Source organism: Streptomyces sp. NPDC059371 (assembly GCF_042751995.1).
In the GTDB taxonomy this organism is placed as follows: domain Bacteria; phylum Actinomycetota; class Actinomycetes; order Streptomycetales; family Streptomycetaceae; genus Streptomyces.
The window spans coordinates 37,697-49,203 of the sequence record NZ_JBHYXD010000018.1; the positions used below are offsets into that span (position 1 = coordinate 37,697).

Consider the following 11,507-nt stretch of genomic DNA (forward strand, 5'->3'; position numbering starts at 1 on the left):
GGCGGTCCCGTCACTGACCCCGTCGGTCACACTGATCGACTGATGTTCGGACGATTCGTCAGAAGCCTCCGCCCGCGGCTCCGCCCGCGCCCGTCCCCGCGGTCCCGGCGATGGTCGCGTCGTTCGGCGAGAGCACCGCGCCGGTCGACTTCTTGCCGCGGCGCAGCCGCCCCTCCAGCCAGGAGGCGAAGCTGGTGATCGTGAAGTTCAGGACGATGAAGATGACGGCGACCACGATGAAGCTCTGGACGACGTTCGCGTAGTTGGCCGCGAGGGTGCTGCGCGCGGTGAGGAGCTCCTGGAAGCCGATCATCACACCGCCCAGCGCGGTGTCCTTCACGATGACGACGAGCTGGCTGACGATCACCGGGAGCATCACGGTGACCGACTGCGGCAACAGGATGTTGGTCATCGTCTGACCCTTGCGCAGACCGATCGCGTACGCGGCCTCCGTCTGCCCCTTGGGGAGCGCCAGGATGCCCGCACGGACGACCTCGGCGAGGACCGAGGCGTTGTAGAGCACCAGGCCGGTGACGACCGCGTAGAACGGACGGTCCTCGCTCGCGATGTTCGCGGACCGGGCGTAGAGCTCGTTGGCGAACAGCATCAGCAACAGGACGGGGATCGACCGGAAGAACTCGACCACGGCGCCTACCGGGACACTCACCCAGCGGTGGTCGGAGAGGCGCGCGATACCGAGGACGGCGCCCAGCGGGAGGGCGATCACCATGCTCAGCGCGGCGGCCTTCAGTGTGCCCCAGAGGCCCGGCAGCAGATACGTGTTCCAGGCGTCCGCCGTGGTGAACGGCTCCCACAGGTCCCACTTGAGCTGGCCCTTGTCGTCCATGGCCAGCCATACCCACCACAGCAGCAGCCCGAGCAGGACGACGAAGAGGACCGAGAGGAGCACATTGCGGCGCTTGGCCCGGGGGCCGGGGGCGTCGTAGAGAACGGAGGTCATCGCTTCACCGCCAGTCGCTTGCCCAGCCAGCCCAGGAAGAGGCCGGTGGGGAGGGTCAGGACCACGAACCCGAAGGCGAAGACCGCGGCGATGAGGACCGTCTGGGCCTCGTTCTCGATCATCGTCTTCATCAGGCTGGCGGCCTCGGCCACGCCGATGGCGGCGGCCACGGTCGTGTTCTTGGTCAGCGCGATCAGCACGTTCGCCAGCGGGACGATGGCGGAACGGAACGCCTGCGGCAGCACGATCAGCCTGAGGGTCTGCCCGAAGCCGAGCCCGATCGCGCGGGCCGCCTCGGCCTGACCGACCGGCACGGTGTTGATGCCGGAGCGCAGCGCCTCGCAGACGAAGGCCGCGTGATAGCCGACGAGACTGAGCACCGCGAGCCGGAAGCCCTGGACCTTGAAGTCGTCGGCGCCCATGGTCACACCGAAGATGTCCGCGAGACCGAGCGAACTGAACACGATGATGACCGTCAGCGGGATGTTCCGGACGATGTTCACGTAGGTGGTGCCGAATCCGCGCATGAGCGGGACCGGGCTGACCCGCATCGCGGCCAGCAGTGTGCCCAGGACCAGGGAGCCGAGGGCGGCGAAGACGGTGAGTTGCACCGTCGTCCAGAACGCCCCCAGGACGTCATAACCTTGAAGAAAGTCGAACACGATCTCCCGCGCTTCCGGGTGGTGGCGTACGTGGCGGACGGGGTGGGTCGGGCATGCCGCCGCCGTGATCGCGGCGGGCGGCGGCACACCCGCGCAGCCCCGTGTGAACCGCGGTTTCCCGCGTTGCCCGAGGGCCCCCGAGTTACCCGGTGATCCCCCTGCTGCTGGGCTGTGCCCGCGTTACTTGACGATCACGCCGATCTTCGGGGCCTGCTCGTTCTTGTAGTTCGCGGGGCCGAAGTTCTTCTCGACCGCCTTCTGCCAGGAGCCGTCGCTGACCATCTTCGCCAGCGCGGTGTTGATCTTCTTCTCCAGCTCGGCGTCGCCCTTCTTGATGCCGACGCCGTAGTTCTCGTTGCTCAGCTTGAGGCCGGCGAGCTTGAACTGGCCCTTGTACTTGTCCTGCGCCGCGAAGCCCGCGAGGATCGAGTCGTCGGTGGTCACCGCGTCGACGGCGCCGCTCTGGAGGGCGGCGATGCACTCCGAGTAGCCGCCGTACTGCTTCAGGTTGGCCTTCGGGGCGATGGTGTCGTGGATGTTCTGCGCCGAGGTCGAACCGGTCACGGAGCACAGCTTCTTGCCGTTGAGGTCCGTGCCCTTGGCGATGTTCGAGTCCGTCTTGACGAGCAGGTCCTGGTGGGCCAGCAGGTACGGGCCCGCGAAGTCGACCTTCTGCTTGCGCTCGTCGGTGATCGAGTAGGTGGCGGCGATGAACTTCACGTCACCGCGGGCGAGCGCGTTCTCGCGGTCGGCGCTCTTGGTCTCGACGAACTTGATCTGGCCGGGCTTGTACCCGAGCTGCCCCGCCACATAGGTCGCGACGTCCACGTCGAAACCGGCGAAGGAACCGTCCGGCTGCTTCAGGCCGAGACCGGGCTGGTCGTACTTGATGCCGACCTTGATCTCGCCGCCGCCCGAGGGCGAGGACCCGCTGTCGTTGTTGTCGCTCGAACCGCACGCGGTGGCGGTCACGGCGAGCGCGAGTACGGCGGCCGAGGCGGCGGCTGCCTTGCGGAGCTTCATGGTGAACATCCTTCGGGTAAGGGTGAAGTACGGTCCGTCGACGGTCGGTCGACGCGCGGTCCCCCCGCGCCGGGAGGCGCTCCCGCTGTACGGGAACGGGGCCCGCCGGTGCGGGGACGTGATCCCGTCGCGCGGGGACATCAGTGGTGCAGGATCTTCGATAGGAAGTCCTTGGCACGGTCGCTGCGCGGATTGCTGAAGAACTGGTCCGGCACAGCCTCTTCGACGATGCGGCCGTCGGCCATGAAGACGACTCGGTTGGCAGCCGAACGGGCGAAGCCCATCTCATGGGTGACGACGATCATGGTCATGCCGTCCCGGGCGAGCTGCTGCATGACCTCCAGCACCTCGTTGATCATCTCGGGGTCCAGCGCCGAGGTCGGCTCGTCGAAGAGCATGACCTTGGGGTCCATCGCCAACGCCCGTGCGATCGCGACGCGTTGCTGCTGGCCGCCCGACAACTGCGCCGGGTACTTGTCGGCCTGGGTGCCCACGCCGACGCGGTCGAGCAGCGCGCGGGCCTTCTCCTCCGCCGCCTGCTTGCCGGTCTTGCGGACCTTGATCTGCCCCAGCATCACGTTCTCGAGCACGGTCTTGTGCGCGAAGAGGTTGAAGGACTGGAAGACCATGCCCACATCGGCCCGGAGCCGGGCGAGCGCCTTGCCCTCCCGGGGCAGCGGCTTGCCGTCGATCGAGATGTCACCCGAATCGATCGTCTCCAGACGGTTGATGGTGCGGCACAGGGTGGACTTCCCGGACCCGGAGGGCCCGATGACCACGACGACCTCGCCACGGGTGATCGTCAGGTCGATGTCCTGGAGCACGTGCAACGCGCCAAAATGCTTGTCGACGCTCTTCAGGACGACCAGTTCGTCGGTCCCGGCCATGGCGTCCTTGGCCACCGATGCATCGGTCATCGCTTTGGGGCTCCGTCCTCCTCGGTTTCCGAGGACAGTAGTGACCCCTTACGACCAGCGTCATTACATCTGAGGGGAATCTGAGCATCACGATCCGATAGCAATCGGACACGTGTCGTAGCGACCGCACGGACGCGCGTACCGGCTGGGTAACGGAAGCCCCGGGCAACCCGAAGCCCCTTGACGCCGTCCTTGTCCATCGGCGTGACTTCCTTGGTGCACGCGTGCGTGCACCGCGTTCTTGAAAAGGGACCGTACGACTGATGAGACCCGAGACCGTACGACCGAGTCGGTACGGCCAAGACCGTACGACCGACGACAGCCAAGACCGTACGACCGATGAAACGGTACGACCGATGAGCCGGAGGGGGCCGGAATGAGACTGCTCCTCGTCGAGGACGACAACCACGTCGCCGCCGCCCTGTCCGCCGTGCTGGCACGGCACGGCTTCGAGGTCACGCATGCCCGCAGCGGCGAGGAGGCGCTACAGGCCCTCGTCCCGGAGAGCGACGGCTTCGGCGTCGTGCTGCTCGACCTGGGACTGCCCGACCAGGACGGCTACGAGGTCTGCGGCAAGATCCGCAAGCGGACCGCCACACCGGTGATCATGGTCACCGCGCGCGCGGACGTCCGGTCCCGCATCCACGGACTCAACCTCGGCGCCGACGACTACGTGGTGAAGCCGTACGACACCGGTGAACTGCTCGCCCGGATCCACGCCGTCAGCAGGCGCACCGCCCACGACGACGGGTCGGCGCCCGGCGAGAACCTGGTGCTCCTGGGACCCGTGCGTATCGAACTCCCCAACCGCACGGTCACCGTGGACGGTTCGACGGTCCAGCTCACCCGCAAGGAGTTCGACCTCCTCGCGCTGCTGGCCCAGCGCCCCGGAGTGGTGTTCCGGCGGGAGCAGATCATCAGCGAGGTGTGGCGCACGAGCTGGGAAGGAACCGGCCGCACGCTGGAGGTGCACGTGGCGTCGCTGCGCTCCAAACTGCGCATGCCGGCGCTGATCGAGACCGTGCGCGGCGTCGGGTACCGGCTCGTCGCCCCGGCCGCGTAGCGGGCACAGGTGCGTACCCGACTGCTGCCGCTGCTCATCGTCCTGATGGCGGCCGTGCTGCTCGCGCTCGGCGTCCCGCTCGCGACGAGTGTCGCCGCGCAGCAGCAGCAGCGCGTCGTCGTCGACCGCATCGACGACACCGCGCGCTTCGCGGCCCTCGCCCAGTACGTCACCGACTCTCCGAGCCGCTCGCGGGCCGGCTTCCCGGACGAGCGCGGCGAGACCCTGCGCACCGAACTCAGCCGCTACTACGAGGTGTACGGCATCCGGGCCGGCGTCTTCTATCGCGACGCCGAGCCGATGGCCAACGCGCCGGAGACCTGGCTCCTGCCCGAGACCGGCGCGGCCCGCGACGCCTTCAACGAGGCGCTCGTCAGCCGCCGCAGCCACGATCCCCAACAGGTCTGGCCCTGGCAGCACCGCCGTCTCGTCGTCGCCTCCCCGGTCGTCAGGGACGGCGACGTCATCGGCGTCGTCGTCACCGACTCGCCCACCGGGCAGATGCGTTCCGAGACCCTGCACGGCTGGCTGATCATCGGCGCGGGCGAGATCGCCGCGATGCTGCTCGCGCTCGGCGCCGCGCTGCGCCTCACCGGCTGGGTGCTCAGGCCCGTACGCGTTCTCGACGCCACCACCCACGACATCGCGACCGGCCGTCTGAAGTCGCGAGTCGCGCCCGCCGGCGGACCGCCCGAACTCCAGCGTCTGGCACGGTCGTTCAACGAGATGGCGGACAACGTCGAGAGCGTGCTGGAACAGCAGCGCGCCTTCGTCGCCGACGCATCGCACCAACTGCGCAACCCGCTCTCGGCGTTGCTCCTGCGGATCGAGCTGCTCGCCCTCGAACTCCCGGAGGGCAACGAGGAGATCGCGTCGGTCCGCACCGAGGGCAAGCGTCTGACCCAGGTGCTCGACGACCTGCTCGACCTGGCACTGGCGGAGCACGCCGAGGCCGACACGCGCCTGACCGACATCGGCGCGCTCACCGCCGAGCGCGTGGCGTCCTGGCAGCCGGTCGCCGACAGCCGAGGCGTACGGCTGGCGGGCAACTGCCCGCCCACGACGGCGTGGGCCGACCCCATCACCCTGTCCAGCGCCCTGGACGCGGTGATAGACAACGCGGTCAAGTTCACGCCGGAGGGGGAGACCGTCGAGGTGACGGTCGCCTCGAACGGCGAGTCCTCCACGGTCGTGGTCACCGACGGGGGCCCCGGCCTCGGCGACGAGGACCTGGCCCGGATCGGCGACCGGTTCTGGCGCAGCGCCGCCCATCAGAACATCAAGGGCTCGGGCCTCGGCCTCTCCATCTCCCGGACCCTGCTCGCCGCGGGCGGCGGCTCCATCGCGTACGGCCACCACGAACCGCACGGGCTGCGGGTGACGGTGACCGTGCCCAGGTCGGAGCCGACGGCCTGAGCGAGGCCGAGGGGCGCCCCCGTCGCGGGGGTGCCGCTACGGCTTGATCGACCGGTAGTACCGGCGCGCGCCCTCGTGCAGCGGCAGCGGATCCGTGTAGATCGCCGTGCGCAGGTCCACGAGCTGGGCGGCGTGCACCACGTAGCCGATGCGGTCGCGGCTCCCGATCACCGTGCGGGTGAGCTCCTCGGTGAGGTTCGCGTCCGCGTCCTCCCGGGTGATCAGGAAGTTGGCCACGGCCAGCGTCGGCACGGCGGAACCGCGCTGCGCCGCGGGGTAGGCGTCGGCGGGCATCACGGCCGACCGGTAGTAGCGGGAGGCGCCGCCCTGCTCGTGCAGCTTCGCGACCAGGTCGTTGCCGATCGGAACCAGCCGGATGTCGTCGGCCTTCGAGAGCTCCTGAACGGCGTTCGTCGGCAGACCGCCCGACCAGAAGAAGGCGTCGATCTTGTGATCCTTGAGCAGCTCGGGCATGTCCGCGATGCCGACGGCGAGCGGCTCGATGTCCTTGCCGGGGTCGAGCCCCGCCGCCTCCAGCACATGGTTCGCGATCAGCCGCACCCCGGAACCGCCCGGTCCCACGGCGACCTTCAGGCCCCTCAGATCCTCCACGGACTGCACGGGCGAGGAGCGCGGGACCACCAGGTGCACATAGTCGTCGTAGAGCCGCGAACAGCCGCGCAGCCGGCGCGCGCCCGGCTTGTGCTGGAGGAGGTACGTCTCCACGGCGTCGGCCGCCGCGATGCTGAAGTCCGCCTCGCCCGTGGCCACCCGGCTGATGTTCTGCTGAGATCCGTCGCTGTCCTGCAATTGCACGTTCAGGTCGGGCATGTCCTTGGCGATGGCGCCCTGCAGGAGCTTGCCGTACATCTGGTAGACCCCGGTCGCGGTGCCCGTGCTGAAGGTGATCGTCCCGCTCGGGGACTCCTTGTCCAGCGGCAGCAACCACCACAGCAGCAGCCCGACGACCGCGCAGACGGCCGCCGAGCCGAACAGGGCGCGGCGCCGGCCGATAAGCGTGATTGCCTGGAACATGCGCGCGATCCTGCCAGCCCGGGGCCGGTCCTGGCCAGGGCAGCCGGTCCCGGGGTCGGGCTCCGGCGGATGGGTAGGCTCGCCGAATGCAGCCGTCCCCGCCGTCGCAGGTCCCGCCGTCCGCATCGCCCGTGTTCCGGGTCCCGCCGTCCGCGCCTGAGGCCTCACCGGTCCCGCTGCCCGGATCTCCTGCGCCGCAGGCCCCGCCGCCGCCCAGGTATCCCGAGTCTCCGGTCGTGCCGGAGGCCTCACCGGCCTCCCTGGTCCGTGAGTTCCATCTCGCCTTCGGCCTCGACGTCCGCGGCACCCCGACCGAGGTCTCCCCGAAGGTCGCCGCGCACCGGGGCGAGCTGCTCGCGGAGGAGGCCGCCGAGGTCGCCGAGGTCTCGGTCGACGGGCCGCTCGACCGGCTGGCGCACGAGCTCGCCGACGTCGTGTACGTGGCGTACGGCACCGCGCTCGTCCACGGGATCGGCCTCGACGCGGTGATCGCCGAGATCCACCGGGCCAACATGACGAAGCTCGGCCCCGACGGGCACGTCGCCCGCAGGGCCGACGGCAAGGTCCTCAAGGGCGAGCACTACCGGGCACCGGACGTGTCGGAGGTACTGCGTCGGCAGGGGTGGAGCGCGCCGGGCGCGTAAGACCTGGGGAGCCGTCATGGGGAGGCCGCACCGCCGCGCCCCTGACGGGAAGGCGGCACGGCCGCAGCCACCGTACGGACGCCAGCGACGAGCAGGAGAGCGCATGAACGAGCCGGCCGAACTCGATCTGCCCGTCGAGGGCGGAACCCTCCGTGTCCTCAGATTCGGCGGGGGGCCGCGGACCGCTCTCGCGGCCCACGGCATCACCGGATCCGGGATGTCCCTCCGCGCCGTGGCCCGTCACCTCCCCGACGAGTGGAGTCTGTTCGCGCCCGACCTGCGCGGACGCGGCGGAAGCGCGGACACCCCCGGCCCGTACGGCCTCGACCGGCACGCCGGGGACCTGTGCCGCCTGGCCGAGGACCTGGGCGGTGGCCGGCCGGTCGCCCTGACCGGGCACTCGATGGGCGCCTACACCGCGCTGAAGGCGGCCGCGCGCCGGCCCGGGCTGTTCGACCGGCTGCTGCTCGTCGACGGCGGTCTGCCGCTGCCCGTCCCGCCCGGCACGGACCCCGACGCCGTCCTCGACGCCACGCTCGGACCCGCGCTGGCCCGCCTCGGCCGGACGTACGAGAGCGACGAGGCGTACGTCGACTTCTTCCGCGCGCATCCGGCGCTCGGACCGCACTGGAACGCGGACATCGAGGCATACGTGCGCTACGACGTCACGGGGACCCGGGGCGCCAGGCGGTCGAAGGTACGGGAGGAGGCCGTGCGGCACGACGGACGCGATCTGCTCACGTCCGCCGGCCTGTTCGCCGCCGCCCTCACGGGACTGGGCGTCCCGGCGCTGCTGCTGCACGCGCCGCTCGGACTGCTCGGCCAGGAGCCGCCCATGCTCGCGGCGTCCGTCGTCGAGGACTGGACCGGCGTCGCGGGGCGCCTCCCCGCCGAACTGATCGAGGGCTCCAACCACTACACGATCCTGCTCGGCACCGCCGCGAGGACCGTCGCCGAACGGTTCGTCGCGCTGGGCGGATGACCGGCGGGCCCGGGACCGCACGCCGGAGGCCGCACGCCTGGTGCCGGAGGCCGCACGTCGTGTGACGGACGGCGGCCGGCGGCGGCTCCGGCGTCCGGACGCACTCCCGGCACCGCCTACCCTTGTCCCATGAGCAGCGGCGACCGGAGTCAGGCAGTGGACGTTCAGGAATCCAAGACGTACGAAGTGCGCACCTACGGGTGTCAGATGAACGTCCACGACTCCGAACGGCTCTCCGGGCTCCTGGAGGACGCCGGTTACGTGCGGGCGCCCGAGGGCGCGGACGGGGACGCGGACGTCGTCGTCTTCAACACCTGCGCCGTACGCGAGAACGCCGACAACAAGCTCTACGGCAACCTCGGCCGCCTCGCCCCGATGAAGACGAAGCGCCCCGGCATGCAGATCGCCGTCGGCGGCTGTCTCGCCCAGAAGGACCGCGACACCATCGTGAAGCGGGCGCCCTGGGTGGACGTCGTCTTCGGCACGCACAACATCGGCAAGCTGCCGGTCCTCCTGGAGCGCGCCCGCGTCCAGGAAGAGGCACAGATCGAGATCGCCGAGTCCCTGGAGGCCTTCCCCTCCACGCTGCCGACCCGCCGCGAGAGCGCGTACGCGGCCTGGGTGTCGATCTCCGTCGGCTGCAACAACACCTGCACCTTCTGCATCGTCCCCGCGCTGCGCGGCAAGGAGAAGGACCGCAGGACCGGCGACATCCTGGCCGAGATCGAGGCACTGGTCGGCGAGGGCGTCTCCGAGATCACCCTCCTCGGCCAGAACGTCAACGCGTACGGCAGCGACATCGGCGACCGCGAGGCCTTCAGCAAGCTGCTGCGCGCCTGCGGGAAGATCGAGGGCCTGGAGCGTGTGCGCTTCACCTCGCCGCACCCGCGCGACTTCACCGACGACGTGATCGCCGCCATGGCCGAGACGCCGAACGTCATGCCGCAGCTCCACATGCCGATGCAGTCCGGCTCGGACACGGTCCTGAAGGCGATGCGCCGCTCGTACCGCCAGGAGCGCTTCCTCGGGATCATCGAGAAGGTCCGGGACGCCATCCCGCACGCGGCGATCACCACCGACATCATCGTGGGCTTCCCCGGCGAGACGGAGGAGGACTTCGAGCAGACCCTCCACGCCGTTCGCGAGGCCCGCTTCTCGGCGGCCTTCACGTTCCAGTACTCCAAGCGCCCCGGCACCCCGGCGGCCACCATGGAGGGCCAGATCCCCAAGGAGATCGTCCAGGCGCGCTACGAGCGTCTCGTCGCCCTCCAGGAGGAGATCTCCTGGGACGAGAACAAGAAGCAGGTCGGCCGTGTCCTGGAGCTGATGGTCGCCGAGGGTGCGGGCCGCAAGGACGGCGCCACCCACCGCCTCTCGGGCCGCGCCCCCGACAACCGGCTGGTCCACTTCACCAAGCCCGACGCGGAGGTCCGCCCCGGTGACGTGGTGACCGTCGAGATCACCTACGCCGCCCCGCACCACCTGCTCGCCGAGGGCGCCGTCCTGGACGTGCGCCGCACGCGCGCGGGGGACGCCTGGGAGAAGCGCAACGCCGCCGAGGCCGCCAAGCCGGCCGGCGTCATGCTGGGCCTGCCGAGGATCGGCGCCCCGGAGCCGCTTCCGGTCGCCGCGGGCAGCGGCTGCGGCTGCGACTGACCGCGGCCGCCCCGCAGGCCGGCGCGCCCGCGCGGGCCCACCCGCGGGCCCACCGCGCCGAAGCGGACCGGTGGTGCGCGGCGTTACGCTGCGGGCCATGCTTGTAGCCGCCGCAATCTGCCCCTGCCCTCCGCTGCTCGTCCCCGATGTCGCCGCCGGAGCGGCCCCCGAGCTGGACGCCGCGCGTGCCGCGTGCACGGACGCGCTGGGCGTGCTCGCCGCGTCGCGTCCGGACCTGCTGGTGGTCGTCGGCCCGGCCGACGAGAGTGGTCGCGGGCCCCATCCGGAGGGCACCCGGGGCTCGTTCAGCGGCTTCGGGGTCGACCTCGACGTATGCCTCGGCCGTCCGAAAACGGACGACGCGCACCCGGACGCGGACGGCACCGGCGACGCGCACCCGGACGCGGACGGCACCGCGGCCCCGGAACGTGAGCTGCCGCCCTCCCTCGCCGTCGCCGCCTGGCTGCTGGAGCGCACCGGCTGGTCCGACGCCCCGGTGGAGGGGCTCGGGGTCGGGGAGCCGCTGGAGGCCGAGCGGTGCGTCCGGACCGGGGAGCGGATCGGCCGCCGGGCCGGGCGCGTGGCCCTGCTGGTGATGGGTGACGCCAGCGCGTGCAGGACCCTCAAGGCGCCCGGCTATCTCGACGCGCGCGCGGAGGACTTCGACGCCGAGGTCGCGCGGGCGCTCGGGACGGCCGACGTCGCGGCCCTCAAGGCGCTGGACACCTCTCTGGCGTACGAACTGAAAGCCGCGGGGCGAGCCCCCTGGCAGGTTCTCGCGGGCGCGGCCGAGGGCGCGGGACTCGGCGGCGCCCTGCTCCACGACGACGCTCCCTACGGAGTGGGCTACATGGTGGCGGCCTGGTCGTAGGCGTTGGGTCCGCGGTCGCGTACGCCCGTAAGTCTGGAGGCGTGTGGGTCCGCGGTCGCGTACGCCCGTAAGCCGGGAGGCGCGTAGGCCCGCGGGCCCCTCGGTCTCGTAGGTTCCGTGGAACGCGTAGGTCCGGGCGGAACTCGTGGACCTACGGGGTCCGGACGCGGCGGACGGCCGGGGGGGGGCCGGGCGCGGCCCCCGCCCCCGCCCCCCGCCCCGGCGGCGCCCGGGCCGCCGGCGGGGCGGGGCGCGCCGGCCGCGGGCCCGGCGCCCC

Annotated in this window: 11 protein-coding genes; 6 read left to right on the top strand and 5 right to left on the bottom strand. The window is 71.0% G+C overall.

Annotation, left to right across the window (positions count from 1 at the left end; translation table 11 throughout):
* Positions 1 to 58: 58 nt before the first annotated feature.
* The 4 genes from ACFXGX_RS13310 to ACFXGX_RS13325 all read right to left on the bottom strand — a co-directional run bounded on the left by ACFXGX_RS13310 (position 59) and on the right by ACFXGX_RS13325 (position 3,563).
* Positions 59 to 961 (bottom strand): amino acid ABC transporter permease, encoded by a 903-nt coding sequence (locus ACFXGX_RS13310; RefSeq protein ID WP_384789211.1) that lies wholly within the window; start codon positions 959 to 961, stop codon positions 59 to 61.
* The gene (locus tag ACFXGX_RS13315) at positions 958 to 1,623 is read right to left on the bottom strand and encodes an amino acid ABC transporter permease (protein WP_384789214.1); all 666 of its coding nucleotides are present in this window, start codon (positions 1,621 to 1,623) and stop codon (positions 958 to 960) included. The genes ACFXGX_RS13310 and ACFXGX_RS13315 overlap by 4 nt, the downstream gene beginning before the upstream one ends.
* Positions 1,624 to 1,803: 180 nt before the next feature.
* The gene (locus tag ACFXGX_RS13320) at positions 1,804 to 2,646 is read right to left on the bottom strand and encodes a glutamate ABC transporter substrate-binding protein (RefSeq protein ID WP_384789217.1); all 843 of its coding nucleotides are present in this window, start codon (positions 2,644 to 2,646) and stop codon (positions 1,804 to 1,806) included.
* Positions 2,647 to 2,786: 140 nt separating this feature from the next.
* Entirely contained in the window at positions 2,787 to 3,563 is a 777-nt protein-coding gene (locus ACFXGX_RS13325; protein WP_384789220.1) for an amino acid ABC transporter ATP-binding protein, read from the bottom strand.
* Positions 3,564 to 3,939: 376 nt separating this feature from the next.
* Between ACFXGX_RS13325 and ACFXGX_RS13330 the strand changes: the two genes are divergently transcribed.
* Both ACFXGX_RS13330 and ACFXGX_RS13335 read left to right on the top strand, forming a co-directional pair.
* The gene (locus tag ACFXGX_RS13330) at positions 3,940 to 4,626 is read left to right on the top strand and encodes a response regulator transcription factor (protein ID WP_384789223.1); all 687 of its coding nucleotides are present in this window, start codon (positions 3,940 to 3,942) and stop codon (positions 4,624 to 4,626) included.
* Positions 4,627 to 4,635: 9 nt separating this feature from the next.
* The gene (locus tag ACFXGX_RS13335; protein WP_384789226.1) at positions 4,636 to 6,042 is read left to right on the top strand and encodes a sensor histidine kinase; all 1,407 of its coding nucleotides are present in this window, start codon (positions 4,636 to 4,638) and stop codon (positions 6,040 to 6,042) included.
* Between the two features lie 36 nt (positions 6,043 to 6,078).
* On the opposite strand, the gene ACFXGX_RS13340 is transcribed toward ACFXGX_RS13335, so the two are convergent.
* Positions 6,079 to 7,077 carry a TAXI family TRAP transporter solute-binding subunit gene (locus tag ACFXGX_RS13340; RefSeq protein WP_384789229.1) on the bottom strand — a complete coding sequence of 333 codons (999 nt, stop codon included), beginning with the start codon at positions 7,075 to 7,077 and terminating at the stop codon, positions 6,079 to 6,081.
* 236 nt (positions 7,078 to 7,313) lie between these two features.
* Between ACFXGX_RS13340 and ACFXGX_RS13345 the strand changes: the two genes are divergently transcribed.
* The 4 genes from ACFXGX_RS13345 to ACFXGX_RS13360 all read left to right on the top strand — a co-directional run bounded on the left by ACFXGX_RS13345 (position 7,314) and on the right by ACFXGX_RS13360 (position 11,230).
* Positions 7,314 to 7,721 (top strand): hypothetical protein, encoded by a 408-nt coding sequence (locus tag ACFXGX_RS13345; RefSeq protein WP_384789232.1) that lies wholly within the window; start codon positions 7,314 to 7,316, stop codon positions 7,719 to 7,721.
* A 103-nt stretch (positions 7,722 to 7,824) separates the two neighbouring features.
* A complete protein-coding gene (locus tag ACFXGX_RS13350) occupies positions 7,825 to 8,703 on the top strand; it encodes an alpha/beta fold hydrolase (RefSeq protein ID WP_384789234.1) in 879 nt (292 codons plus the stop codon).
* 129 nt (positions 8,704 to 8,832) lie between these two features.
* Positions 8,833 to 10,359, top strand: a complete 1,527-nt coding sequence (miaB, locus tag ACFXGX_RS13355) for a tRNA (N6-isopentenyl adenosine(37)-C2)-methylthiotransferase MiaB (RefSeq protein ID WP_384789237.1) — start codon at positions 8,833 to 8,835, stop codon at positions 10,357 to 10,359.
* 97 nt (positions 10,360 to 10,456) lie between these two features.
* Positions 10,457 to 11,230, top strand: a complete 774-nt coding sequence (locus ACFXGX_RS13360; protein ID WP_384789240.1) for a class III extradiol dioxygenase subunit B-like domain-containing protein — start codon at positions 10,457 to 10,459, stop codon at positions 11,228 to 11,230.
* Positions 11,231 to 11,507: the final 277 nt, after the last annotated feature.

Bases quoted from the DNA above. Each gene is read 5' to 3' on its own strand.
- ACFXGX_RS13310 (WP_384789211.1), bottom strand. From the start codon at position 961: ATGACCTCCGTTCTCTACGACGCCCCCGGCCCCCGGGCCAAGCGCCGC.
- ACFXGX_RS13320 (WP_384789217.1), bottom strand. From the start codon at position 2,646: ATGAAGCTCCGCAAGGCAGCCGCCGCCTCGGCCGCCGTACTCGCGCTC.
- ACFXGX_RS13325 (WP_384789220.1), bottom strand. From the start codon at position 3,563: ATGACCGATGCATCGGTGGCCAAGGACGCCATGGCCGGGACCGACGAA.
- ACFXGX_RS13330 (WP_384789223.1), top strand. From the start codon at position 3,940: ATGAGACTGCTCCTCGTCGAGGACGACAACCACGTCGCCGCCGCCCTG.
- ACFXGX_RS13340 (WP_384789229.1), bottom strand. From the start codon at position 7,077: ATGTTCCAGGCAATCACGCTTATCGGCCGGCGCCGCGCCCTGTTCGGC.
- ACFXGX_RS13350 (WP_384789234.1), top strand. From the start codon at position 7,825: ATGAACGAGCCGGCCGAACTCGATCTGCCCGTCGAGGGCGGAACCCTC.
- miaB (WP_384789237.1), top strand. From the start codon at position 8,833: ATGAGCAGCGGCGACCGGAGTCAGGCAGTGGACGTTCAGGAATCCAAG.
- ACFXGX_RS13360 (WP_384789240.1), top strand. From the start codon at position 10,457: ATGCTTGTAGCCGCCGCAATCTGCCCCTGCCCTCCGCTGCTCGTCCCC.